Raw genomic sequence first — 23,941 nt, 5'->3', positions numbered from 1 at the left:
CACCGACACCGACCACGCTTGGACGGACAGCGAGCTCGCCGAGCAGGCCGTCGTCCCGATGCCGCTCGTGCACGGCGAGCTCCCCCGCTGGGCGCCGTGGGGCATTCTCGCCGCCTCGCTGGTCGTGGTCGGGGGCATCCTCGCCGCCACCGGCAACTTCGGCATCGGGCTCACCCTGGTGCTGGGGGCGATCCTCTTCGCCGTCGCCACGTACGTGATCTCGCGCGTCGTCGAGGGCGGCCGCAAAGCCACCGACCGCGTCGTCACCATCGTGGTCACCGTCGCGTTCCTGATCGCTCTGATTCCGCTGATCTCGGTGGTCGTCACCGTGATCCAGAACGGGCTGGCCCGCTTCGACGCGGCGTTCTTCACCAACTCGATGCGCGGCGTCGTCGGCGAGGGCGGCGGCGGCTACCACGCGATCATGGGCACTTTGATCATCACGGCGCTGGCCGCCCTGATGTCCATCCCGATCGGCATCCTGACCGCCGTCTACCTGGTGGAGTACGGCAAGGGTCGGCTGGCTCGGGCCATCACCTTCTTCGTCGACGTCATGACGGGTATCCCGTCGATCGTTGCGGGCCTGTTCGCCTTCGCCTTCTTCGCGCTCTTCGCCGGCCCGGGCATCCGTATCGGCTTCGGCGGCGCGGTCGCCCTGTCGATCTTGATGACTCCCGTCGTCGTGCGCTCCACCGAGGAGATGCTCAAGATCGTCCCGAACGAGCTGCGCGAGGCCGCCTACGCGCTCGGGACGCCGAAGTGGCGCACGATCGTCAAGGTCGTCATCCCGACGTCGATCGCCGGCATCGCCTCCGGCGTGACCCTCGCGATCGCACGCGTCATCGGCGAGACGGCGCCTCTGCTGATCATTGCCGGCCTGACGACCGGGGTGAACCTCAATCCGTTCAGCGGCCGCATGACCACGCTGCCGGTGTTCGCGTACAACTCCTACGCGGCCCCTGGCGTGCCCCGCGAGCCCTTCATCGACCGTGCGTGGACCTCCGCCCTGGTGCTGATCATCATCGTGCTCGTCCTCAACCTGCTGGCGCGCCTCGTCGCCAAGCTGTTCGCCCCCAAGACCCGATAAGGCGAGGATCCGACGTGAGCAAAGCCGTCACCGCCAAGAACCTGAACATCTACTACGGCTCGTTCCTCGCCGTCGAGGGCGTCGACATGGAGATCAAGCCGAAGACGGTCACGGCCCTGATCGGGCCGTCCGGCTGCGGCAAGTCGACATTCCTGCGGTCGATCAACCGGATGCACGAGGTCATCCCGGGCGCCCGGGTCGAGGGCAAGCTCGAGCTCGACGGTCGTGACCTCTACGGTCACGGCGTCGACCCCGTCAGCGTGCGCCGTCAGATCGGCATGGTCTTCCAACGTCCCAACCCGTTCCCGACGATGTCGATCTACGAGAACGTGATCGCCGGCCAGCGCCTGAACAACAAGCGTGCGGGCAAGAAGGCCACCGACGATCTCGTCGAGCGCTCCCTGCGTGGGGCCAACCTCTGGAACGAGGTCAAGGACCGGCTCGACAAGCCCGGCTCCGGCCTCTCCGGCGGCCAGCAGCAGCGGCTGTGCATCGCCCGCGCGATCGCGGTGCAGCCCGATGTGCTGCTCATGGACGAGCCCTGCTCGGCGCTCGACCCGATCTCCACGCTCGCGATCGAGGACCTGATCAACGAGCTGAAGACGGACTACACGATCGTCATCGTGACCCACAACATGCAGCAGGCGGCGCGGGTCAGCGACTTCACGGGCTTCTTCAACATCGAGGGCACCGGCAAGCCCGGCAAGCTCGTCGAGATGGACGAGACCAAGACGATCTTCTCGCAGCCGAAGCAGAAGGCGACCGAGGACTACGTCTCCGGCCGGTTCGGCTGAGCCGGGGACCTGCGGGAACGGACGCCGGCGGTGCGCGATGCCGCCGGCGTTCGGCGTTCTCGGGGCTCCTAGATCTGCAGGGCCTCGGGGTGGTGCCCGGTCACGACGTAGACGGTGCGCTCGGCCAGGGCCACGGCGTGGTCGGCGATGCGCTCGTAGAAGCGGGCGAGCAGCGTGAGGTCGACGGCGGCGGGGATGCCGCAGGTCCAGCGCTCGCCGAACATCAGGGTGAACAGGTCGCGGTGCAGGGCGTCGACCCGGTCGTCGTCGGACTCGAGCTCGAGGGCGAGGAGGACGTTGCGGGTCCGCAGCACCGTGACCGCCTTGGCCACCATCGCGGTGACCTGGGCGCTGAGCTCCACGACGAGCTCGCGGGCGACGTCCGGCACGGCCGGCAGCGGGTCCCGCCGGTGCGCCGCCTCCGCGATGTGCCGGGCGAGGTCACCGACCCGCTCGAGCTCGTGAGCGGACTGGATGGCGGCCACGACCACCCGCATGTCCGGACCGACCGGCGCGAAGATGGTGATGGTCTCGGTCGCGAGGACCTCGATCCGCGCGCGCAGGTCGTCGATGGCCGGGTCGCCCTCGATCACGCGCTCGGCGAGGCGGGGGTGCCGGTCGAGCAGCGCGGCGCAGGCCGCCCGGAAGGCGGACACGACGGCGTCGCCCATCTCGCCGAGCAGCGACTGCAGCCGCGCGGTGTTGCCGTCCAGCGTCTCTCGGGGCACCGGGCCAGCCTAGGAAACCGCACGGACGCTCATGGCCGGGTCCGAATGAACGGTCGATGAACGGCGGGGTCCGCTACGGGTCGAGGCGGAAGCCCACCTTGAGCCCGACCTGGAAGTACTCCACGTGACCTTCCCGCAGGTTCCCGCGGATCTGCGTGACTTCGAACCAGTCCAGCTGGCGGAGCGTCTCGCTGGCGCGGCTGACACCGTTGCGGATCGCGGCGTCGACGCTGTCGGGCGAGGTGCCGACGATCTCGGTGACGCGGTACACGTGATCGGACATGCACCGGGTGTATCCCGACCGGCGGGTAGCCCAAACGTCGGAACGGCGCTCAGACGGCGAGCGGTCCCGGCATCTGCCCGGTGACGACGTAGACGATCCGCCGTGCCACGGCGACGGCGTGGTCCGCGTAACGCTCGTAGAACCGGGCGAGCAGCGTGACGTCGACCGCCGCCTCCACGCCGTGGTCCCAGTTCCGGTCCATCAGCACCGTGAACATGTGCTTGTGCAGGTCGTCCATCGCGTCGTCGTCCGACTCGAGCTCGGCGGCCGCCGTGAGGTCACGGCTGCGGATCACCGCGCCGGCCTTGCGGGCCAGCGCGACGCCGACCCGGCCCATCTCGGCGAAGTACGGGGCGATCTCGTCGGGCAGCACCGGCTGGGGGTGGCGGCGCCGCGCGGCCTGCGCCACGTGCAGCGCCAGGTCACCCATCCGCTCGATGTCCCCGGCGCCATGGATGGCGGAGACGACGATCCGCAGGTCCGTCGCGACCGGTGCCTGCAGCACGAGCAGCGCGAAGGCCTTCTCCTCGGCCGAGTGCCTGATCTCGTCGATCCGGATGTCCTCGTCGATCACCTCCTCGGCGAGCCGCAGGTCCGCCTCGAGGAGTGCGCGGGTCGCCTTCGCCATCGCCTCCGCGACGCCCTCGCACATCACCGCGAGGGCGTCGGCGAGCTCGTCGAGCTGGTCCGTGTAGGCGTCGCGCATGGTCCGAGGGTAAAGGGGTGCGATCCGGTGCACAGCAGCAGGACGTGAACCGGCGATGAACGCTCGGGGTCGCCGTCAGCCGCAAGAGGCGGTCGGGGCGACCTGCGCCGCCGGGGCGGCCGCGTCGGTCACGGGCGCCCGGACGGTGCCGTCGAACGAGGTGCCGAGCACCAGCTGGAGGGTGCCCGTGCGGCCCGGATCCTGGACGAGCCGGGCGCCGGGGACGACCTCGCGGAGCAGCTCGGCGGCGTCGGCCCGGTCGGGGGAGAAGCGCAGGACCGTCTCGGCGGAGGGCTGTGCGGCGTTGCCGACCTCGCCCACGCCGAACCCGAGCGACCGCAGCGCGTCGCCGACCTGGCGGCCCAGCCCGTCGCGGGCGGCCGCGTTGACCACGTTGACCGTGACATCGGAGGGCTTCGGGCCCTCGGCCGACGCCACCGGCGTCGTGGTGGTGGGGAGCGGCTGACCCTTCCGCAGCGCGGAGAACAGCCGGGAGGACTCGGTGTCGCGCAGCTCCAGGTTGCCGCGGGTGTTCGGCACGGCCGAGACGGGCAGCGGCAGGAAGGTCACGCCGTCCGCGGACGGTCGGTCGAGCGCGGAGGTCAACCGGACCATCTCGTGGACGCCGACGTCGTCGGCCAGCATGCTGCGGCCCAGGGCGGCGGCGAAGTCCCGGGTCGTGCTCGGGGAGAGCAGGGTCGAGGCGGACAGGGCCTCGCGGAAGGTGGCCGCGAGCAGCTGTTGCTGGCGTTGCAGCTGGCCCAGCGCGGGGGAGGGATCGCTCGGCACCGCGGCCGCCTCGGCGAACCGGACGGCCTGCGCGCCGTCGAGCCGGGTGGGGCCGGCCTGCGGGACCACCGTGCCGAGCGTGCGGTCCTCGACGGGCTGCCCGACGCACACGTCGACGCCGCCGATCGCGTCGACCATGCCGGCGATGCCGGGCAGGTCCAGCGCGACGAACCGCGTCACGGACATGCCCGTGAGCTGCTGGACGGTGCGGACCAGGCACCGCGGCCCGCCCACCGTGTAGGCCGACGACAGCGCGGTGCGGGTCTCGGCGGGGACGGTCTCGTCGAGGTAGGTGGCGGCCGCGGGGTCCCAGCGCGGGCAGGGCGGCCGGTTGATCTCCAGGTCCATCGGGAAGGAGACGCCGACGACCCGGTCCCCGTCCGCCGCGACGTGCGCGAGCATCAACGTGTCCGTCCGCTCGCCCGTGGCCGCCGGGGTGCCCGAGCTGCCGGAGGCGGTGCCGAGGACCAGGACGTTGTCGTCGCCGGACTGGCCCGCGGCGTCGATCACCCCGGACTCGGGGTCGAGCGCGGCGACCGAGCGGATCGTCGAGTCCATCCAGCGGGTGGCGCCCCAGCTCAGCGCGACGCCGAGGAACGTCAGGACGGCCAGCGCGGCCGCGGTGATCCGGCCGGCCAGGGCCAGGCGGGACGGCGCCTTCGGCGGGGTGTCCGTGGTGGCCCGCCGGTCGGCGCGACGGGAGCGGGGGGCCTCCTCCTCGTCGTGCTCCTCGTCCTCGTCGAGGCTGACGCCGGCGTGGGCGGCGGTCAGGCGCGTGAGGCTCGCGTCGATCGCGCGGGTGCGGTCGGCGAGGGCGTCGCCGTCGTCTGCGGCCTCGTCTCCCACAGGGGGAACGAGCGCGGTGTCGTCGCCGCGGGGGGTGCGCAGGGCGCGACCGGGGGTGTCCGGGGAGCCCGTGCGGGCGCGGAGGCGGGTGGTGGGGGAGGCGGTCGTCGCCTCGCCCGGCTGCGGGGGTGCCGCGGCGCCGGGTCGGCGCGCAGCGCTCTTCTGAGGTGCCGGGTCCTGCGCCGGCGCGCGGCCGACGGCGGGCACACCGTTCGGGCCGCGGGGCGGTGCACCGGCAGGCCCGGTCGGGAGACCGACGGTGCTCGCCGCGGGGTCGGAAGGGCGGCGCGGCCCGCCTGGGCGGATCCCCGTCGTCGCTGCGGCGTCGGAGGCGTCGGGGCGGCGCGGGGCCGCGCTCCGCGGGTCGGCGCTCGACGGGCCTGGTCGGACTGGGAACTCCGGCCGGTGGTCGCCGGGGTTCCCGACCGCCGGTGCCGCGGGACCGGTCGGTCCGCCGTCACCTCGACCGCCGCGCGGGCGGCCGTGGCCCCCCTCCTGCCCAGGGGTGTTCCGGGCGGCGCCGTTCTGCCCGAACCCGTTCTGCCCGGTGCCGTTCGTCCCGGCGTTCTGCGCATACGGTGTGGCGGTGTTCTGCGAGGCGGGCGGCCCGTACCCGCCCTGTCCTGTGCCGTTCCGGCCGAAGCCGTTCGGCCCGGGAGTGCTCGGATCACCGCCGTGGTGTGCCGGACCGCCCTGTCCTGTGCCGCTGCGTCCGTAGCCGTCCCGGTCCCGCCCGGCCGGGCCGTAGCCGGTCCGGTCGTCGGCGGCCCGGCGTCCGGCCTGCCCGTACCCGCCGGCCTGCTCGGGCCAGGACGGGCTCGGGGCCGTGCCGTTCCGCGGTCGGCCGTTCGTCGAGGCGGGGGCGTACCCGTCGGACCCCGGTCCTCCGGGGGCGCGGCGCTCGCGCCGGGGCGTGTCGTCCTGCTCCACCGACGCGGCGGGATCGGGTCCTTCGGTGGCGCGGATCCCGAGCCGGGCGAGGACGTCGTCCGCAGGGGGAGGCCCGTCCCCCCGGGCACGCCGGCCCGCGCGGGAACCCCGCGACCGCCGGTCGTCCTCGTCCTGCACGTCACCTCCGGCCCACCGACAGCGGGAAGGGCGGAGTAGCCGTCACCGGCAGTGTCCGCCCCGGCCGTCGAGTTTACGGAGCCGCAATGCTCCGACCGGCGGAGGGTCAGCCGGTCGTGCGAACCGGCTGGGGTATGGACCGGCGCGCCCCGGCCGGCCCGGCGAGCCGCACCCGGCCGCCGCGCGCGGTCCGGTAGGCCACGGCGTTGCGGCCCGCCTCCTTGGCCGTGTAGAGGAGCATGTCGGCCTCGCCGATCAGGCGCTCGACCTCGGCGATCCGCCCCGCGGCGTGCGCCACCCCGATGCTCACGGTGACCCGCAGGTCGGGGTGCAGGTCCGACCAGTCGTGCCGCGCGATGCGGTCCCGCGCCTGTTCGCTGATCTCCACCGCCTGGGCCAGGTCGCGGCCGGGGAGGACCAGGGCGAACTCCTCGCCGCCGTAGCGGGCGCAGAAGCCGCCGTCGGGCAGCGCGGCGTCGAGCTCGGTCACCATGCGCTGCAGGACGCGGTCGCCGAACAGGTGCCCGTGGGTGTCGTTGACCAGCTTGAAGTGGTCGATGTCGACCAGCGCGAGGCAGAGCCCGGTGGTCCGGAAGGGGGTGCCGTCGAGGTCGGCCAGCAGGGCGGCGAGCCGCTCGTCGAGGTAGCGGCGGTTGTAGCTCGCGGTGAGGCTGTCCCGGCGGCTCTGCTCGCGGGCCTCGGCGTGCTCGCGGCGGAGGCGGTCGAGCTCGTCGTGGGCGTCGGGCAGGGGCTCGTCGCCGTGCAGGAGGCGCAGCGCCGCGTGGAGGTGGCCGTAGGCCTGCTCCCAGGCGCCCTCGGCGGCGAGGCGCTCGGCGGCGGCGGTGTGCAGGGCCGCGCGGTTGCGCGGGGACGCCGGCGGGGTGTCCGTGATCGTCGGCGCGTCGTGCACCAACGTCCGCACCGTCGCCCTGCCGTCCATCGCGATCACCCCCCTGCTGCCCCTATCGTCGTCGTGACGCGTGTGGTTCTTGAGACGGACGGGACGTTCCTACCCGTTCGCGTCCCACTCCACCCGTCCGGGCGAAAGGTGATCCACAGGGCGTCGGCGCGCGAGGTCACCCGCCGGAGTGCTCCAGCTCCGCGCCGAAGGGCACGGAGGGGTCGTCGGCGTCGTCGAGCCAGTGCTCGGGCAGGACGACCTTGCCCGGCGAGCCCTGCCGCCCGCGCGGGCCCTCGGCGTCGGCGGGGAACTCCTGGTCGAGGTCGAGCTGCGCGAGGAGCTCGTCGAGCTGGTCGATGCTCTCGACCATGCCGAGGCTGCGCCGCAGGCCGCCGCCGACCGCGAAGCCCTTGAGGTACCAGGCGATGTGCTTGCGGACGTCCCGGATGCCCTTGTGATCACCCATGTGCTCGCACAGCAGCACGGCGTGCCGGCGCAACGTGGCCGCGACCTGCCGCAGGTTCGGCGGGGTGGGCAGAGGGCGCCCGGCGAAGGCGGCCTCGAGGTCGCCGAACAGCCACGGCCTGCCGAGGCACCCCCGCCCGACGACGACGCCGTCGCACCCGGTCTCGCGGACCATGGCGAGCGCGTCGTCGGCGCTGAAGATGTCGCCGTTGCCCAGCACGGGGAGCCCGGCCGGCAGGTGGTCACGCAGGCGCGAGATCGCCGACCAGTCGGCGTGCCCCGAGTAGCGCTGCGCCGCGGTCCGGGCGTGCAGCGCGACGGCCGCGGCCCCGGCGTCGGCCGCGATCCGCCCGGCCTCGAGGTAGGTGTGGTGCCCGTCGTCGATGCCGATCCGCATCTTGACGGTCACGGGCAGGGCGCCGGCGTTGTCGACGGCCGCCTTCACGATCCGCTCGAACAGCCGCCGCTTGAACGGCAGCGCCGCGCCGCCGCCGCGTCGCGTGACCTTCGGGACCGGGCAGCCGAAGTTCATGTCGATGTGGTCGGCGAGATCGCGCTCGACGATCATCCGCACGGCCTGCCCCATCGCCGCCGGGTCCACGCCGTAGAGCTGCATGGAGCGCGGCTGCTCGTCCGGGTCGAACGCGATCATGCGGAAGGTCAGCGGGTTCTTCTCGACCAACCCGCGCGAGGTGATCATCTCGCAGACGTAGAAGCCCGCCCCCTGCTCGCGGCACAGCCGCCGGAACCCCGGGTTCGTGATGCCCGCCATGGGCGCCAGCACGACCGGCGTCGCCACCTCGTGGCGGCCGATGCGCAACGGCGGCAGCACCGGGCGGGCGGTGCTCTCGGGGGTGCCCAGCAGTGTCACGGGATCCCATTGTCCACGTCGTCGACATGCGGGGTGGAGCAGGCACCGGTCGGCCTCGCCGCTCGCTAGGGTCGAACCCTCGCCGACCGAGGAAGGCCACACACGCAGGTCGACAGGTTGCGTCTCCTCCTCAAGCGGGATCTCACGATCCCCGAGCTGATGGAGGCCGCGACCTTCGTCTACGAGGCGCGCATGGATCCGTACGTAGACCTGAAGGTGTCCGAGCGGATCCTGCGCGAGCTCCGCGACCGGATGGGGCTGTCGTTCGCCGAGATCGCCGCGCTGACCCGGCTCCCGCTCGGGCTGGTCGTCAGCGTGACGCGCAAGGCAGACCGCGCCTGACGGCTCGACCCGGCCAGGTGGGGCCGTGGTCCAGTAGGCTCGTGCCGCGGTCGACCTGGGCAGCAGCCTGGGGTCCGGCCAGGGCCTCTAGCTCAATCGGCAGAGCAGCGGACTTTTAATCCGCGGGTTCAGGGTTCGATCCCCTGGGGGCCCACCCCGTCTGAACTGCTGATATGTAGGATCAGGGGCGTAGTGCAATCCTGTAATGACTGCGAGTTCGAGCGGCCGCTGTAGGTTGCACGGCTCGTTCGACGTTGTGTCTTGGTTGGTTGCGTGGGTCGTGGCTGCACGTCGATGGCCCTGATTCGTCCTACGCGGGGCTGAGCTCAGTGAGTACGAGCTCGCGAAGGAGCCAGTCGACGCACAGACCTTTCGAGACGCCGACGGCGTGTTAACCGACTCCTCGATCAGACCCACCGGCCGGGCCCTGGCCTCACCCGTGTCTGGGACCAGGCTCTCGGCTCCGACGAGGGCGGCGATGATCTCCAGGGCCGGCCGGAACAGGTCCGCGGCGACCCGCTGGCGTGGCGCAGCGCAGGGGCCTGCTCGACCACCGTCACCTCGAAGCCGTAGCGGTGCAGCCAGTAGGTCAGCACCGGTCCCGCGCCGCTCGCGTCGGACACGAGTACCCGCACCACCCACACACCCAAGCAGAACCGCGGCCAGTCAAGGTGGGCAGCAAGCACGCCGGCTGCACTCGTCCAGGACCCCGTCGCCGGCTGGCCGCCCGCGAGGACGGTCTGTGCGACGGGTCCCGCCCGTACTCGGCGAGATATTGGCCAAGATGTTCGTCGCGCCGATCGACCAGGATGTTCTTTCTCGTTCAGGAACGCGTTGTCGGAGCGAGCCTTGGTCCCGAACGGCGAGCTCCGGCTACTGCACTCGCTCGTCAGCCGCTTCGGCCTCTTCGGATTCGAGCAGTCTTACCTGCAGGAGGTCGACGACAACCTCAGCGAGGTGCCGTGAGCCAAGGCCTGAATCGGCATCTGTCATGGATCCTCTGCCCTGTTGCCGATGTCGACGCAAATCGATCTGGAGCGCACGGATCGAAGAGCAAAAAGTTCTGCATAGCGGGTGGGGGAAGAAGGCTTCCGTCCGTAGGTCAGACCGGGTATAGGTGTTGGTTGCCACGGTCACTTGACTGGTCCAGTCTGGGGTGCGCGGCTTGGCGAAGACGGCAGGCCGAGCTGCTGGCGGCGGACGCACGGCAGGAGGATGAGATGACGCGGACACCAAAAGAGATCTTCGAGCACCATGCCGGTGCGCTGGTCGCGGGGGATCTTGACGAGATCGTGGCTGACTACACCGACGACTCCGTCTTCATCACTCCGCGTGGTGTGTGGCGCGGCAAGGATGGTGTACGCACGGCGTTCGGCCAGCTGCTCGCCGACCTACCGAACGCGGAATGGGATGTTCCGACACAGATCTTCGAAGGGGATGTCCTGTTTATCGAGTGGAAGGCGGTCTCGGAGTCGGCGCGGGTGAGCGACGGTATCGATACGTTTGTCTTCACCGACGAAGGGATCCGTGCGCAGACCGTGCGGTACACGCTGGAGACGAGGAAGTAGGCCGCGCTACCGCGCGGCACAGGGGCGCGTCGGCAGGAGGTCGGCCCGCGTCGTGAGGCGCTCCTGGGGTCGAAGTCGCGGACGTCCTGCACACGTGGCGGCTGGGGCCGACGGGTCGATCGGGCGGGGCGGCCGTCGACCCGCGATCGCGGGGTGCGCGCCGCGGCGCGAGCCGTGGGCTGACGCTGTGCTCACGCTCCCCGCTGCACCCGGCGATGTCGGCAGGCAGGTAAGGAGGGGACGGGGTCCGCGGGCGACATGCCCACCCACACTGCGCGCTGACCACCCGCATCGGGTGGCCCCACTCCTCGACACCAGCGGCAGGCTGCGGCGCACGGCACATGCTGCTTAGGCGACCGCGGGTGGTGAGGACTGCGATGACGCAGGCACAGGTCAGCGAGACGAGGACGGATCCGAGGACCGAGGTGGACGCGGTCGTTGTGGGAGCCGGCTTCTCGGGGCTGTACATGCTCCGCCGGCTGCGCGATCTGGGACTCTCGACCCGAGCGTTCGAAGCCGGGGACGACGTCGGCGGGACCTGGTACTGGAACCGCTACCCCGGGGCGCGCAGCGACTCCGACAGCCACGTCTACTGCTTCTCCGACCGGTTCGACGAGAAGATGCTGGCCGAGTGGGAGTGGACCGAGCGCTACCCCGCGCAGCCGGAGATCCTGCGCTACCTGCAGTGGGTCTCGGAGAAGCAGGACCTGCGCGGGAACATCACGTTCCAGACGCGGGTGACCGCAGCGCGCTACGACGAGGCGCGCAACCGCTGGGACATCACCACCGACGGCGGCGAGACCGTCTCCGCCCGCTATTTCATCCCGGCGGTGGGGCTGCTGTCCAAACCCAACATCCCGAAGTTCCCCGGGCTGGACCGCTTCGAAGGACAGTGGTTCCACACCGCGCAGACCCCGCACGAGGGCGTGAACGTCCAAGGCAAACGCGTTGCTGTCATCGGCAACGGTGCGACCGCAGTCCAGGTGGTCCCGGTCGTCGCCCAACAGGCGGAGCACATCTACGCCTTCACCCGGAACCCGTACCACAGCCTGCCGGCGCGCAACCACCGCCTCGACGCCGAGGACTGGTCGGAGATCCACGCCCACCACAAGGAGATCTGGGCCAGGGCCAGGGACAACTTCGGCGGGTTCCCCTACGCGGACTTCAAGGGCATGGGCACAGACTTCACCGACAACGAGCGCCAGCAGATCTTCGAGGAGGGCTGGCGCAAGGGCGGGTTCCCACTGGCCTTCTCCACCTTCGCCGACGTCCTGGCCAGCCGCGACACCAACGACAAGTTCATGGACTTCCTCCGGTCCAAGATCAGTACGCTGGTTCGCGACCCGCAGGTGGCCGAACAGCTGACCCCGACCGACCCGTTCTGCACCAAGCGGCCGCCCCTCGAGCACGGCTACTACTCCGCCTTCAACCGGGGCAACATCAGCCTGGTCAACATGAAGAACTCGCCCATCGCCGAGATCACGTCCACCGGCATCCGGACCGCCGACGCGGAGTACGAGGTGGATGTGATCATCTTGGCCACCGGCTTCGACGCCTTCACCGGCTCGATGCTCGACCTGGACATCCAGGGCCGGGGAGGCCTGGGCTTGAGGGAGAAGTGGGCCGACGGCCCGCGGGACTATCTGGCTCTGATGGTTCACGGGTTCCCGAACATGTTCATGCTCTACTGCGGGCCCTTCAACCCGGCGATCCTCACGAATGCCCCGACGCTGATCGAGCAGCAGGGCGAGTGGCTGGCCGCCTGCCTGCAGCACATGCGCGAGCACGGCTACGACTTCATCGAGCCCCGCCAGGACGCCGAGGACGCGTTCGTTCAGCTCCACCAGGACACAGCGAACGCCACCCTCATTCCTGAGACCGAGTCCTGGTGGACCGGCACGAACATCGAGGGCAAGCCGCGCATGCTGCTGTCGTGGTGCGGCGGTTTTCCCGCCTACCGCCAGCTCTGCGATGAGGCGGCTGAGCGCTACGACGGCTTCGAGCTGCACGCGAGCTGAGCACCCTCCCACGACCCGAGACGAGGAAGATCATGGTGCTGGACGCCCAGGCCGAGACCTGGCTCAAGGGGCTCGCCGACTCCGGACTGCCACCACTCAATGAGATGCCCGTGGACCAGGCGCGGGCGACCTACGAGGCCGTGGTCGCCGACTGCGGGCTCAAGCCCGAGCCGGTCGCCGACATCGTGGACAAGACCATTCCCGGTCCGGCCGGGGACATCCCGGTCCGCGTCTACACCCCGGACGGCCATGGCCTGTTCCCGATCGTCGTCTACTTCCACGGCGGGGGCTGGGTCCTGGGCAGCCTGGAGGTCGTGCACGGCCCGTGCACGGTCATCGCGAACCGGGCACATGCCGTCGTCGTCTCTGTCGACTATAGGCTCGCGCCCGAGCACCCGTTCCCGGCCGCGGTCGAGGACTGCTACGTCGCGACGAGGTGGGTCGCGGACAACGCCGCACTGCTCAACGGGGACGTGGAGCGCATCGCGGTTGCGGGCGACAGCGCCGGGGGCACCCTCGCGGCCGTGGTCGCGCTGATGGCGCGCGACCAAGGCTACCCATCCCTCGCATACCAGCTGTTGATCTATCCCGGGACCGACGTCCGCTACGACACGGCGTCCTATGCGGCGAACGGGGAGGACTACTTCCTCACCATCGACCTGATGAAGTGGTTCCACCGGCACTACCTGCCCAGCGAGGACCAGGCCGAGGACTGGCGGGCCTCGCCGTTGCGGGCTGCCGACCTGTCGGGGCTTCCCCCGGCGCACGTCATCACTGCCGAGTTCGATGTGCTGCGTGACGAGGGCGAGGCCTACGCCGCCCGGCTGCAGGAGGCGGGTGTGCCGGCGACCGTCCACCGCTACCAGGGCCAGATCCACGCGTTCGCCGCGAACCTGGCCGGGGTCATGGACAACGGCCGCCAGTCGATCGAGGACGGGGCGCACGAGCTACGCCGGGCGTTGCGGTTGGGCTGGCAACCACGGGTCTGGCTGCAACAGTAAGTCTCCGCTTGCTCAGAGATGACGATCACGGCCGGCCGGCCGTGAGGGGTCCCTGTGGCAGCACCGAAGACGTCCCCGTGCGAGCAGGGGCGGGCCGACCTTTAGTTGTCGACTACCTGCGGACACTCCGGCTCATGCCCCTTCAGGCCGACTTCGGTCCGACCGTATGCCATCTGCTCACTCGCACCGCCAGCGTGGGCTCCTAGCGGCGACGCTCCGACCGGTCTCTGCGTGCCGGCCCAGATCGGCTTGCTCGCCTCCCGTCAGTCGGCGGAGTGCAGTGCCGCCCTCACCTCGCGCGCAATCTCCGCGTGCAGGTCGCGCGATCGGTCGAGGACACCCTGCATCCAATAGAAGCCGTGGATCATGCCCTGGTACTCGCTGTAAGTGACCTTCACTCCGTCCGCTCGGAGTCGGTCGGCATAGAGGCGCCCGTCGTCGCGAAGGGGGTCGAATTCGGCGGTGACGACGAGTGCGGGCGGCAAGTCCGCGAGGGTCTCCGCGCGCAGCGGCGAGGCCCGCCAGTCGGGCTCGTCGGTCGCGCCGTCCAGGTAGTGGCCCCAGAACCAGCGCATGGACTCCCGCTGCAGCATGTAGCCCTCGGCGTTCTGAATGGCTGAGGGCTTGTCGACATCATGCTCGGTGGCGGGGTAGATGAGCAGCTGGTACGCCAGCGGTGGACCGCCCTCGTCACGGGCCTTGAGCGCCACTGCGGCCGCGAGGTTCCCGCCCGCACTGTCCCCGCCGACGGCGATCCGGGCGGGGTCGATCCCGAGCTCCTCGGCGTGCTCGGCCACCCAGCAGGTCGCTGCCCAGGCGTCGTTGAACGGCACCGGGAACTTGTGCTCCGGAGCCTTCTGGTAGTTCACGGCGACGACGATGCAGTCGGTGTCGTTGGCGAGCGCGCGCATGCTCGGATCGCAGATCTCGATGTTGAGGATGACCCAGCCGCTGCCGTGGAAGTACACGATGGCGGGCCGGGGCCGGTCGCCGGCGGGCCGGTAGATCCGGGCCGGAAGATCGGCGGTCGGCCCGGGGATGAAGCGGTGCTGGACTTCCGCGACATCGGGCGGCGGGCCCTGCAGGTCAGCGAACGCCCACGCGGCCTCGCGCGCCTGCGGCACACTCATGTGCTCGAACGGAGGCTGCCCGGCTTCGGCCATCTGATCCAGCAGCGCCTTGACCTGTGGATCCAACACCCTGTCCGTCATGACGTCCTCTCAAGGGCAAATCGGTGATCATCGATCCAGCGGTGTCGAGCGTTCCAGCTGTGGGAAGTGGCCAGCCCCGGGCAGCACTTCGATCCGCGCCATGGATGCCTGCACCGAACTCGGCGGCGTACTCGCGGGACACGACCCGCCCTTGAGCCCGCTGGTAGCGAGGTTCGCGCCGGTGTAGGTCAGGGAGCCAGCGGGGCGCTTGGGCGCGAGCGGATCAGGCCGGGATGACGCCGAGTTGACGGAGCGCCGTCAACCCGTCCTCCTCGCCCCACTCCTTGACGACTTTTCCGTTAGCCACCTGTACGACGCTGATGCCGGTCCACCGCACCTCACGGCCCGTGGGCGGGATCCCGAGCAGCTCGCCCTTGTGCGTCCCTGTGGCGTCCCAGCGGAAGACCGCGGTGTCACCCTGGGTAGCCAGGTGCTGCAACGCAAAGTGACCATCCGGCATCCCGGTCCGGAACTCGGCCAGGAACTCGTTGAAGTCCGCCGCCCCCTTGATAGGTGTCGGCATCAGTGGGTAGTAGACCTCGAACTCCGGGTCCGCGAGCTCATCGACGGTCGCGAAGTCAGCGCGGTTCCACGCCGCTTCGATGAACCGCTCGGCGAGGGCAGTCGTCTCGTCGGTCACGGTGGACCTCCTCAGATCGGCGTGCGCCGTGTATGCACCCGGGCTGGCTACGTGTCAAGGGAAGAGCGCTCAGTGCATCCAGCCGGCCGTCACCCTGCTCTGCCACGTCGAGTGCCTATTTCGGCCTCCCGTCGCAGCGCGTCGAGCACGGCCTCGGGGCGCTCTCGCCCGGAGCTACGACCTGCCTTCGGCCTGGCGGTGGGCCGGGTAGTCGGGTCGGCCGGCCGCGCGCGCCGGAGGCAGGAGCGCACCCAGCCGAGCTGGGCCGGCCCCAGCCGAGCTAAGGGCCTCCGCAGCAGCGGGACCGGAGACTCGCCCCGCCAGGGCGCTGGCCTGAGGGGTGGGCCGGGCCTCGGCGAGCGTCCCCGCGGCTGTCCGGGGAACGGTTCAGGTCGATCATGGGCGAGGTGTGTGCGCAGGTCACCGTGGTGACCACGGCTACTGAAGCTGGCGCACATGGGACGACTGTGACCGCGTTCTGCTCGCTGTCCTTGGACCCGCCGATGGTCTGCGTGGCCCTCGACCGTGGCTCGCGACTGTTGGCGGCAGTGCACGACAGCCGTCGCATCGGGATCAACCTGCTCGCCCAGGACCATGACGCCCTGGCCATGCGCTTTGCCAGCAAGGGCGACGACAAGTTCGCCGGCACGGCGTGGGCCCTCGCCGAGGGTCTGCCCAGGCTCGACGGGAACGCCGGGTGGATCGTCGGTGAGGTACTGGACTTCGTCGATGGCGGAGATCATGTGGTGTTGTTCTGCCTGGTCACCGCCGTCGACACGGCAGGATTGCGGCCGCTGGTCTACAGCCGGCGGACCTTCGGCACCCACTCCGGGCTCCTGCCGGCCTGACCGTTCCATCGGGCGGAGATCACCCGTGCCACGCCCTACCGCTCGCGGCGCCACCGCCGCTCGTGTTCTGGAGTCCCGATGATCGTGCCCGCCGCGACAGCGGACGGCCCCATCCCGTATCCCCGACCGCGGCGCGGTCCCAGCGCCCACGGGGTGCCCGCCGTCCTAGCCAGGCGGGCCCTCTCGAGGTTGCGCCGGTTCGGCCCGGGGCTGCTGCTGGCCATGGCCGTGGCCGGCGTGGCCACGCTCGTCGGCCGGGTGCTTCCCGTTGTCGGAGGACCAGTCGTCGCGATCGTCCTCGGGGCCGCTGTTGGCGCGCTCGTGAAACCGGGCACTCGGCTCGACCCGGGCCTGGCCGTCGCCTCCGCCCCCGTCCTCCAGTTGTCCATCGTCGTTTACGGCACCGGACTCTCACTGGCCCAAGTCGCCCACGTCGGATTGAGCTCGCTACCCGTCATGCTCGGCAATCGCCGCCACCTCGGCAGTCATCCAACCGAAGCGCGCCGACGTCGCCTACTCCGTAGGTGTCATCTTCACCTTCAATGTCGTCGCCGTCCTGCTCTTCCCTCCCCTCGGCCATATATGTTCGGGCTCGATCAACAAGCCTTCGGCCTCTGGGCCGGGACCGCGATCAACGACACCTCGTCCGTGGTTGCCGCGTCAGTCGCCTACGGCAACGAGGCAGGACAACACGGCATCGTCGTAAAGCTCACCCGCACCCTCACGCTGATACCAGTCGTGATCGCGCTCGGTGCCATCAAGGCCCGACCACGGACCGAAGGACGAAGGCTGCGCAGCATTCCCTGGAGGCGGGTAGTCCCGTTGTTCCTGTTGGGGTTCCTCGGCACCGCCGCGATCCAGAGCCTCGGCGTGATTCCCCCGGGTTGGCACGAACCCCTATCGCTGCTCGGCACGTTCCTCCTCACCACGGCTCTGGCCGGAATCGGGCTGAGCCTGCGATTCTCTGACATGCGCGCGGCGGGAGCCCGCCCGCTACTCTTCGGCGGCCTGCTCTGGGCCGCGGTCGCGGCCACCGGACTTGGGATGCAAGCCGCGTTCGGCCTGCTGTGACCGAGTCAGTTCGGCGCTGTGTCGGCGACCCAGAAGCCGTAGCTCGGCAAATCCGTTGGGATCGCCGAACAGGTCCTCATGCTTTGAGCCAGAATGGCCGCTGCCACCGCTTACGGATGTCATAGGGAACGTCGGCCGACACGCCCGTCCGCCCTCATCCGGAGCTTGGCCAAGTGGTGACGGGCAGGGCATCGGCAAGTACTCGCCACCCGCGCCGGGCGGCTGGCATGATCGACGAATTGACCGAGCGGGCACGGGCGTCCCGTCATGATCGAGACGTAGGGCTCACGATCACTGTCGGTTCCGTGCCCGCCGTGGTACGACCATCCGCGTTCACCGCAGCTCAGCGCGCGCTCGCCACGACCTCCTGGCCGGGACCCTGGGGTTGACCAGTGGTCAGGCCTGCGCTGCCGCCTTCGGTGCGACGTCGAGGTTGACAGTGCTTGTGGGGAGTTCAGGCGAGCCGCCGCACTCCCGGCGCAGCACCGGCATGATCTCCTCGGCGAAGTAGCTCATCTGGGCCTCGATCTCGTCGCCATGGAAGCCGCCGAGCTCGAACCAGGCGTTGAACATGAAGTCGTCGTAGCCGCACTGCTCCTTGACCTCCATGATCGAGTCGATCACGTATTGCTTCGACCCATGGATTGCGACCTTCTTCTCGCGGAGCAGGTCGGCGGTGACCTTCATGTTCAGGTCGTAGAACGGCTCGTCGGCCTCGGCCAGCACGGCGGCGAAGCCGAACGGGCCGTAGTAGTCCCATTGCAGCTCCATGGCCCGCGCGGCTCGGTCCAGGTCCCCGAGGCCCTTCTCGGCAACGTGGATGTATCGACAAGTCACCACTCCGCGATGCTTATCCGCGTCCCATCCGCGCTTGAACTGACCACGATTCTGGCGATCGGGCCACCCGGCTGCCTCGGCGGCCTCGTAATAGAGGTCGATGTTCTTGCGGAGTCGGGAGTTGGGTTCGACGATGAAGTAGCCGTTGATGCCGCGCTCGGCCGCCCACTTCACAGATCGGGGACTGGTCAACGGCTCCCACATCTGTGGGTACGGCTTCTGCAACGGCTGCGGATACACGGAGAACTCCAGCAGCTTGGTGGTGGTCGCCTGCACCGGGTTCCCCCCGGAGTACATGTCCGGCCCGCCGACCTTGAGCACCTCGTCGAGCTCGCGACCGACGCCTTTCTGGCTGAAGTAGGCCAGGGTCTGCTTGTGGTTCCACTTCGTGTACGACGGCGGGAGTGACATGAACTCGCCGTGATGGGAGAACGAGTCCTGGGTCCAGGCCTTGATGATGATCTCGTAGGCTTCCTCGTAGTAGGCGCGGTTGCGTTCCTGGTCCTGGATGGTGGAGCCATAGGGCCAGCCGAACGTTTCGTTCTCGCGCGGCTGGTAGCCGCGGCCGATGCCGAATTCGAGTCGTCCGCCGCTGATCACATCGAGCATGGCGGCTTGTTCGGCGATCCGGATCGGGTGCCACCAGGTGATGATGTTGGCTGCCTGGGCCAGCCTGATCCTCTTGGTCCGCGCGGCAATCGCGGCCTCCCCGAGCAGGGGATTGGGGCTGAGCTCGGCGCCTTCGGGCTGGAAGTGGTGCTCGGTCTGGAACCAGTAGTCGAAACCCAGCTGATCGGCGAGGACGCCCTGCCGGACCTGGTTGACGATGGTGCGCTGGGCCGACTCGTGCGTGGCGGGTAGGTCGCCGTCGTTGACGACCACGCCCGTGCCGTTCCACGGCACCTCCTTCGCGGGCAAGTCGGATGCCCCGTTGTGGAATACCCCGATCTCGATCACCGGATTCTCCTTATCCGTCGGCGCCGCTAGGCGTAGGTGTAGCCCTCGTCGAACCGGATCGTCTTCAGCTCCTTGCGGCCGTTGAAGTGTTGAATTCCTGTTTCGTCGTGCCCGGGGAACAGCCAGGCGTCGTTCTCGCGTGCCATCTGGCCGAGCGAGGCCAGCGAGGTGCGCCATTTCTCGATGTCCCAGTAGATCTGGGGTTCGCCGGTGGGCTCGACGTAGTTCTCGTGGTGGTAGAGCGCATCGGAGGTCAGCAGCACCGTGCCGGTGGTCTCCAAGTTCACCTCCATGGCCATCTGGCCCGGGGTGTGGCCCGGCAGGTGAACCAGGCGCACCCCGTCGGCGAGCTCTGTCGAGCCTCCCGAGATCAGGGTCGGCTTCTTTTTGCCGAGAAAGGCCCAGTCCACGCGGGCAAAGAAGTCCTTGTCCATGTCCAGGCTCATGACGTGGGCATACTCGTCCTCGTGCACGACGATCTCGGCGCCGGCGTCCTCGAAGAGACGCAGGCCCCCGGCGTGGTCGGTGTGCAGGTGCCCCTGAACGACGAAGCGGAAGTCATCCGGTCCCAGGCCCAGCTGCTTGAGCCGCAGCTCCAGGCACGCCTCAGGCGTGACCGCGCCGAGATCCACCACCTCCTGCCACTCGGCGAGCCACTCCTCCGAGCACCGCGCGGACAGACCGGTCTCCCACAGAACCCGTCCCTGCGGAGTCTCCAGGATGTAGGCGATGGCCGGGCACTGATAGGTCGCCCCGACATGTTCCGCCTTATTGACCAGCAGGGACTTGTCGAGTCCCATGTGCCCCAGGTTGACGCCGCGAAGCGTGACGCTCATGGCTCCTCCCGATGTCGGCGCGCTGTCCATCCGGCCTCACGCAGCTGTGAGCAGCATCATAGGTACCCGACTTGACACGTGCTTGGGTTCATGAGGAATCGACTGCAGTCGGAGTGCGCGGGGCACCGTCTGCTGATCGAGCCAGCACTGCCTCCGCCAGTGTGGATGTTGCCGATAGCGCCGAACGGGTGACAAGGTCGGTCCCGCTTCCAAGCCAGGACAGCCGGAGGAGCCGCCTGCCGGCGGCCGCAAGGGTGTTTGACCCGACGGGGTGCTCTAAGCGGCGTGTTCAACTTCGGCGACGGCTACGCGGCGCTCCGCAACACCTGCCGCCGGTCGCTCCGAGAAGACGAAGATCATCGGCTGACTGCGGCGATGACTGCGAAAGCTCCTGTAGATATTCCAACCAATGCAGCGAGGACAGCAACGACGCTGCACTGACCTGCAGGATCCAGGTAAGTGGCCGCCACGCCTCGCTCTTTTTTAATCCGCGGGTTGTGAGTTCGATCCTCACGGGGCCCACCCCCTTCTACCTGGGGAGATCGTACCTCGGGGTGATCGTCTTCGGGCGAGTGTGTGCGTGGTCTGTGCGTGACGGATCCGGCTCGGGCTCGTGGAATCAACGCGGCGACCGCCTCGGCCGCGCTCGCTGCCACGTCGTGGCAGACCGAGGTGTAGGTGTCGGCGGTGAGCGTTACCGAGCTGTGTCCGAGGGTCTCTTGGACGACCTTCATCGGCACTCCCGCCGCGAGCATCAGCGAGGCAGCGCCGTGACGCAGGTCGTGTAGCCGCACGGGCGGCAGGCCGATCTCCTCGGCGAGGTGGTGGAAGCGCGTCGTGACCGAGGCTGGGTGTAGGGCCTCGCCGTTCTCCTTGGTGAAGACGCGGCCGGACTCCTGATAGGCCTCGCCCCAGACGGCCCGCTCTCGGTCTTGCTGCTCTTTGTGCGCCTGCAGCGTGGCCACCGTGCCGGCATCGAGGGCGATGAATCTGTTGCCGGCCTCCGACTTCGGCTTGCTCTCGATGACTTCCCACCCGTTCTGGACCAGCTGCCGTCGGATCGCCATGAGGCCTGTCGACAGGTCTACGTCCTCCCAGGCGACGCCGCACGCCTCACCGCGGCGGAGGCCGCGGTGAGCGACGACGTGCCAGAGGGCGTAGAGGCGGTCGTGGTGGGCACGGTCGAGGAACGCGCCGAGCTGTGTTGGTGTCCAGACCATCACCGGCGAGGGCGGTTGGCACGCTTCCTCGAGCCGTTCTCGGTCAGGATCTTCAAGGTCGCAGGCAGCGAGCGCGGCGCACGCAGCAGACCAGCGGGAGACGCGCTCCTCGGTCCAGATGAGTGCCTTCGGGCGCTTCCCGCTCGGGAGTCGAACCAACGCGGCGGGATTGGTGGGGATCAGGCTCTCGCGCATTGCGTCGTTGAGAGCTGCTCGCAAGGTGGCGCGGACGCGTTGTCGAGTCGAATCGCTCACGGGGATTTCAGCGAAGGCCTCGGCTACGTGTGCGACTCGTAGATCGTCGAGCTTGATGTGTCCGAGCCGTGGCGCGAGATGGTTTCGGATGTGGCCGGCGTAACTTCGGCGGGACGTATCCGCAAGGTCGGTCCTGCCTGCGATCCACTCGGAGAGATATGTGCCGAGCTGGAGCCCGATTCGGCCTACCCCATTCCGATAGCGCGTCCTTGCGGCATCGAGCGCGGCTTCGCGTCGATGGATCGTGACACCGAGCTCCCGTTGTCCGAGGACGTGCCCGACGTGGCCCAGGACGAGCGCGATCGGCCCTTCGGGGTCGCGGCCCCAGCCCATCCAGCCGCGGTGCGCGATCTCGCGCCAGGACGCCGTGGCCCCGTCGGGCGCGTAGAAGTCGCTGCCGTCGAAGGTGACCGACTCCGGGTCGGCCTTCAGGTAGGACAGAGACGCTCTGCGCCACGGCCCTGGTCACGATGCGGAACTTCACGGTCACGAACGTGGACTGAGCGGCGCACCCGCACACGCGCGGACAAGTTGGGTGGGCACCGTGTGCCGAAGGCAACACACGGTCAGCGGTAGTGGAGCGAGTCTGGGCAGACCCGTGCCGTTGCGGCTCCTCTGCGCCCGCAGTGTAGGGGGACGGATCGTGCGTCAGATTCGATGAATCGAGGGCGCGACACCGGCGCCTCGTGCGTGGGAGTGTTGCTCGGGCGAAACGGACCAAGATCCCGCTTTGAGCTTGGCCCCCTGCGCCGGACACTGACGGTGTGGGGTCAGTGATCGTGGTCAGGCGGGGTGTGGGCTGCTTCGTAGTCCACGGGGGACAGCATTCCGATGCTGGAATGGCGCCGCAGCGGGTTGTACCAGCACTAATGGCAACCGAGCGGACGCCTATACCAGCCGACGGCCTTCGAGCCTGGTGATCGAGAGCGGCGCCCCTCGCTGGCGGTGTCGCTGCCGGTCCGGATGCCTGTAGAAGCCGCCGGGCCCGACCCGGGTGATCGAGAGGAGCACGGCGCTCGGCGGCGGCACCGCGCAGGCGAGGATGGCCCTGTTCGTGATCGTCAGGGTCGAGCCCGTTGTCATCGACAGACTCCGAGTCTTCATGCGAGCTGGGGCGCCTGCCGATCCGCGGGGCGGGACGGCTCGTGAGATGTCGTGCCCAGAGCACTGTCCATTAGGGCGCCGGTGCCCCGCAGCCGACCGGGACGAGAGGACTGTGCATGGCAGCGGTGAGCTGTGGGATCGACTGGGCGCAAGACCACCACGACGTCGCCGTCGTCGACGAGCACGGCGCGGTGATCTGCGCCGAGCGCATCGGCAACGACGCCGCAGGTCTGGCCCGACTGTCGGAGATCCTCGCCGAACACGACGCCGACGAAGAGCACCGGCTGGAGGTGGCGATCGAGACCAGCCGCGGCCTGCTGGTGGCCGGTCTACTTGCCGCCGGCCGGACGGTGTTCGCGATCAATCCGCTGGCCGTGTCGCGCTACCGAGACCGTTACCGTTCCTCGCGCGGCAAGTCCGACGCCTTCGACGCCATGGTGCTGGCCAACATCCTGCGCACCGACCGCGACGCGCACCGCCCGCTGCCTAACGACAGCGAACAGGTCCGCGCGCTGCAGGTGCTCTGCCGCGCCCAACAGGACGCGGTATGGGACAAGATCACCATCACCAACCGGATCCGTGCCCTGCTCAAGGCCTACTTCCCCGCGGCGGTCGCCGCGTTCGAGCGCGGCGGGAAACACCGTCTGGAGTCGCCGAGCTGCCGCACCATCCTCGCCACGGCGTCCACGCCGGGTGAGGCGGCGGCGCTGACCGAGCGACAGCTGGCCGTTCTGCTGCGCAAGGCCGGCCGCAAGCGAGGTATCGACGCCGAGGCCACCCGGCTGCACGACTACTTCCACACCGAGCAGATGCACCAGCCCGAGGCAGTCGAGCAGGCCATGGGCGTGGCACTGCGCGGCCTGGTCCGCCAGCTCGACGCGATCTGCCAGGCCCTCACCGAGCTCGAGACCCTGATCGACGCGGCGTTCCTGGCTCACCCCGACGGCAGGATCGTCAGCAGCGTTCCGGGGCTCGGTGTCGCACTCGGCGCCCGGCTGCTCGCCGAGATCGGCGACGACCACACCCGCTTCGCCGACGGGCGAGCCCTCAAGGCATTCGCCGGTGCCGCCCCGGTCACCCGAGCGTCAGGCCGCTCGACCTTCGTGCACGCGCGCCGCGCGAAGAACAACCGGATGGCCGCGGTCGGCTACGTCTGGGCGCTGGCCGCGGTGCGTCACGACCCACAGTGGGAAGCCCGCTACCGCGCCCGCCGTGCTGCTGGGGACCGCCACGTCACCGCGCTGCGGAAGATGTTCAACAGCATGCTCGGCAAGCTCCACCACTGTCTGATCACCGGCGAGCTCTACCAACCCGACGAAGCCTTCCGGGCCCAGCTCCCCTCGCCGGACGCACCAGCTGCTTGACAGCTTGGGTTGGTGAGATGTCTCTATCCATTCGAGGATCGCGGTGGCAAGTTCGGCGCGAGTCTTCCAGATTTTCGAGTCGAGGAGTTCGAGTTGCATGGTGCCCCAGAACGACTCCACCAAGGAATTGT

Annotated in this window: 19 protein-coding genes, 1 tRNA gene and 4 pseudogenes; 11 read left to right on the top strand and 13 right to left on the bottom strand. The window is 69.5% G+C overall.

Annotated elements, in window-relative coordinates:
- The first annotated feature begins 58 nt into the window (after nucleotides 1-58).
- Together pstA and pstB are read left to right on the top strand one after the other, a co-directional pair.
- Entirely contained in the window at nucleotides 59-1,087 is a 1,029-nt protein-coding gene (gene pstA / locus AB0B41_RS12315) for a phosphate ABC transporter permease PstA (protein ID WP_358202157.1), read from the top strand.
- A gap of 14 nt (nucleotides 1,088-1,101) precedes the next feature.
- On the top strand, nucleotides 1,102-1,881 hold the full coding sequence (gene pstB / locus AB0B41_RS12310) for a phosphate ABC transporter ATP-binding protein PstB (RefSeq protein WP_358202040.1): 780 nt from the start codon (nucleotides 1,102-1,104) through the stop codon (nucleotides 1,879-1,881).
- A 68-nt stretch (nucleotides 1,882-1,949) separates the two neighbouring features.
- On the opposite strand, the gene phoU (AB0B41_RS12305) is transcribed toward pstB, so the two are convergent.
- From phoU (AB0B41_RS12305) to dusB, 6 genes are all read right to left on the bottom strand, one after another.
- Nucleotides 1,950-2,609, bottom strand: a complete 660-nt coding sequence (gene phoU / locus AB0B41_RS12305) for a phosphate signaling complex protein PhoU (protein ID WP_358202038.1) — start codon at nucleotides 2,607-2,609, stop codon at nucleotides 1,950-1,952.
- A gap of 73 nt (nucleotides 2,610-2,682) precedes the next feature.
- Nucleotides 2,683-2,892 (bottom strand): dodecin, encoded by a 210-nt coding sequence (locus AB0B41_RS12300; protein ID WP_358202036.1) that lies wholly within the window; start codon nucleotides 2,890-2,892, stop codon nucleotides 2,683-2,685.
- Between the two features lie 49 nt (nucleotides 2,893-2,941).
- Entirely contained in the window at nucleotides 2,942-3,598 is a 657-nt protein-coding gene (phoU, locus tag AB0B41_RS12295; protein WP_358202033.1) for a phosphate signaling complex protein PhoU, read from the bottom strand.
- A gap of 75 nt (nucleotides 3,599-3,673) precedes the next feature.
- Nucleotides 3,674-5,233 carry an LCP family protein gene (locus AB0B41_RS12290; protein ID WP_358202031.1) on the bottom strand — a complete coding sequence of 520 codons (1,560 nt, stop codon included), beginning with the start codon at nucleotides 5,231-5,233 and terminating at the stop codon, nucleotides 3,674-3,676.
- Nucleotides 5,234-6,407: 1,174 nt separating this feature from the next.
- Complete coding sequence (locus AB0B41_RS12285; RefSeq protein ID WP_358202028.1) at nucleotides 6,408-7,241, bottom strand: GGDEF domain-containing protein; 834 nt, start codon at nucleotides 7,239-7,241, stop codon at nucleotides 6,408-6,410.
- 136 nt (nucleotides 7,242-7,377) lie between these two features.
- Nucleotides 7,378-8,538 carry a tRNA dihydrouridine synthase DusB gene (gene dusB, locus AB0B41_RS12280; protein ID WP_358202026.1) on the bottom strand — a complete coding sequence of 387 codons (1,161 nt, stop codon included), beginning with the start codon at nucleotides 8,536-8,538 and terminating at the stop codon, nucleotides 7,378-7,380.
- 117 nt (nucleotides 8,539-8,655) lie between these two features.
- Between dusB and AB0B41_RS12275 the strand changes: the two genes are divergently transcribed.
- Nucleotides 8,656-8,880: a hypothetical protein gene (locus AB0B41_RS12275; protein WP_358202024.1), complete on the top strand. Its 225-nt coding sequence runs from the start codon at nucleotides 8,656-8,658 to the stop codon at nucleotides 8,878-8,880.
- 81 nt (nucleotides 8,881-8,961) lie between these two features.
- Nucleotides 8,962-9,034 (top strand) — tRNA-Lys (locus tag AB0B41_RS12270).
- 326 nt (nucleotides 9,035-9,360) lie between these two features.
- On the opposite strand, the pseudogene AB0B41_RS12265 reads toward AB0B41_RS12270, so the two are convergent.
- Nucleotides 9,361-9,515, bottom strand: a pseudogene (locus tag AB0B41_RS12265) (FAD-dependent oxidoreductase); the annotation flags it as partial.
- A gap of 585 nt (nucleotides 9,516-10,100) precedes the next feature.
- Here AB0B41_RS12265 and AB0B41_RS12260 point away from each other — a divergent pair.
- From AB0B41_RS12260 to AB0B41_RS12250, 3 genes are all read left to right on the top strand, one after another.
- Nucleotides 10,101-10,448: a nuclear transport factor 2 family protein gene (locus AB0B41_RS12260; protein ID WP_358202022.1), complete on the top strand. Its 348-nt coding sequence runs from the start codon at nucleotides 10,101-10,103 to the stop codon at nucleotides 10,446-10,448.
- Between the two features lie 425 nt (nucleotides 10,449-10,873).
- Nucleotides 10,874-12,466: an NAD(P)/FAD-dependent oxidoreductase gene (locus AB0B41_RS12255; protein WP_358202020.1), complete on the top strand. Its 1,593-nt coding sequence runs from the start codon at nucleotides 10,874-10,876 to the stop codon at nucleotides 12,464-12,466.
- Between the two features lie 32 nt (nucleotides 12,467-12,498).
- The gene (locus AB0B41_RS12250; RefSeq protein ID WP_358202018.1) at nucleotides 12,499-13,467 is read left to right on the top strand and encodes an alpha/beta hydrolase; all 969 of its coding nucleotides are present in this window, start codon (nucleotides 12,499-12,501) and stop codon (nucleotides 13,465-13,467) included.
- Nucleotides 13,468-13,730: 263 nt separating this feature from the next.
- Here the strand turns inward: AB0B41_RS12250 and AB0B41_RS12245 are convergent, their stop codons facing one another.
- Together AB0B41_RS12245 and AB0B41_RS12240 are read right to left on the bottom strand one after the other, a co-directional pair.
- Nucleotides 13,731-14,678 carry an alpha/beta hydrolase gene (locus tag AB0B41_RS12245; protein WP_358202016.1) on the bottom strand — a complete coding sequence of 316 codons (948 nt, stop codon included), beginning with the start codon at nucleotides 14,676-14,678 and terminating at the stop codon, nucleotides 13,731-13,733.
- A 223-nt stretch (nucleotides 14,679-14,901) separates the two neighbouring features.
- Nucleotides 14,902-15,318, bottom strand: coding sequence for an ester cyclase (locus tag AB0B41_RS12240; protein WP_358202013.1), 417 nt, complete (start codon nucleotides 15,316-15,318; stop codon nucleotides 14,902-14,904).
- A gap of 398 nt (nucleotides 15,319-15,716) precedes the next feature.
- On the opposite strand from AB0B41_RS12240, the gene AB0B41_RS12235 reads away from it, so the two are divergent.
- From AB0B41_RS12235 to AB0B41_RS12225, 3 genes and pseudogenes are all read left to right on the top strand, one after another.
- Nucleotides 15,717-16,166, top strand: coding sequence for a flavin reductase family protein (locus tag AB0B41_RS12235; RefSeq protein ID WP_358202011.1), 450 nt, complete (start codon nucleotides 15,717-15,719; stop codon nucleotides 16,164-16,166).
- 78 nt (nucleotides 16,167-16,244) lie between these two features.
- A pseudogene (locus AB0B41_RS12230) lies at nucleotides 16,245-16,604 on the top strand (putative sulfate exporter family transporter); the annotation flags it as partial.
- Between the two features lie 28 nt (nucleotides 16,605-16,632).
- Nucleotides 16,633-17,237, top strand: a pseudogene (locus AB0B41_RS12225) (putative sulfate exporter family transporter).
- A gap of 396 nt (nucleotides 17,238-17,633) precedes the next feature.
- Here AB0B41_RS12225 and AB0B41_RS12220 read toward each other — a convergent pair.
- From AB0B41_RS12220 to AB0B41_RS12210, 3 genes are all read right to left on the bottom strand, one after another.
- Nucleotides 17,634-19,031 (bottom strand): LLM class flavin-dependent oxidoreductase, encoded by a 1,398-nt coding sequence (locus AB0B41_RS12220; RefSeq protein ID WP_358202008.1) that lies wholly within the window; start codon nucleotides 19,029-19,031, stop codon nucleotides 17,634-17,636.
- A gap of 26 nt (nucleotides 19,032-19,057) precedes the next feature.
- Entirely contained in the window at nucleotides 19,058-19,867 is an 810-nt protein-coding gene (locus AB0B41_RS12215) for an N-acyl homoserine lactonase family protein (protein WP_358202006.1), read from the bottom strand.
- Between the two features lie 356 nt (nucleotides 19,868-20,223).
- A complete protein-coding gene (locus tag AB0B41_RS12210) occupies nucleotides 20,224-21,675 on the bottom strand; it encodes a tyrosine-type recombinase/integrase (protein ID WP_358202003.1) in 1,452 nt (483 codons plus the stop codon).
- Nucleotides 21,676-22,562: 887 nt separating this feature from the next.
- Here AB0B41_RS12210 and AB0B41_RS12205 point away from each other — a divergent pair.
- Complete coding sequence (locus AB0B41_RS12205; RefSeq protein ID WP_358202001.1) at nucleotides 22,563-23,810, top strand: IS110 family transposase; 1,248 nt, start codon at nucleotides 22,563-22,565, stop codon at nucleotides 23,808-23,810.
- A gap of 21 nt (nucleotides 23,811-23,831) precedes the next feature.
- Here the strand turns inward: AB0B41_RS12205 and AB0B41_RS12200 are convergent.
- Nucleotides 23,832-23,941, bottom strand: a pseudogene (locus tag AB0B41_RS12200) (integrase core domain-containing protein); the annotation flags it as partial.

Source organism: Pseudonocardia sp. NPDC049154 (assembly GCF_040648315.1).
Taxonomy (GTDB): Bacteria; Actinomycetota; Actinomycetes; order Mycobacteriales; family Pseudonocardiaceae; genus Pseudonocardia.
This window is presented reverse-complemented; position numbering and strand designations above follow the sequence as displayed.

Excerpts from the sequence above, each read along its gene's own strand:
- phoU (WP_358202033.1), bottom strand. The coding sequence starts at position 3,598 with ATGCGCGACGCCTACACGGACCAGCTCGACGAGCTCGCCGACGCCCTC.
- AB0B41_RS12245 (WP_358202016.1), bottom strand. The coding sequence starts at position 14,678 with ATGACGGACAGGGTGTTGGATCCACAGGTCAAGGCGCTGCTGGATCAG.
- AB0B41_RS12215 (WP_358202006.1), bottom strand. The coding sequence starts at position 19,867 with ATGAGCGTCACGCTTCGCGGCGTCAACCTGGGGCACATGGGACTCGAC.
- AB0B41_RS12260 (WP_358202022.1), top strand. The coding sequence starts at position 10,101 with ATGACGCGGACACCAAAAGAGATCTTCGAGCACCATGCCGGTGCGCTG.
- AB0B41_RS12235 (WP_358202011.1), top strand. The coding sequence starts at position 15,717 with ATGGGCGAGGTGTGTGCGCAGGTCACCGTGGTGACCACGGCTACTGAA.
- AB0B41_RS12300 (WP_358202036.1), bottom strand. The coding sequence starts at position 2,892 with ATGTCCGATCACGTGTACCGCGTCACCGAGATCGTCGGCACCTCGCCC.
- AB0B41_RS12210 (WP_358202003.1), bottom strand. The coding sequence starts at position 21,675 with ATGGGCTGGGGCCGCGACCCCGAAGGGCCGATCGCGCTCGTCCTGGGC.
- AB0B41_RS12205 (WP_358202001.1), top strand. The coding sequence starts at position 22,563 with ATGGCAGCGGTGAGCTGTGGGATCGACTGGGCGCAAGACCACCACGAC.
- pstA (WP_358202157.1), top strand. The coding sequence starts at position 59 with ATGCCGCTCGTGCACGGCGAGCTCCCCCGCTGGGCGCCGTGGGGCATT.
- AB0B41_RS12250 (WP_358202018.1), top strand. The coding sequence starts at position 12,499 with ATGGTGCTGGACGCCCAGGCCGAGACCTGGCTCAAGGGGCTCGCCGAC.
- AB0B41_RS12285 (WP_358202028.1), bottom strand. The coding sequence starts at position 7,241 with ATGGACGGCAGGGCGACGGTGCGGACGTTGGTGCACGACGCGCCGACG.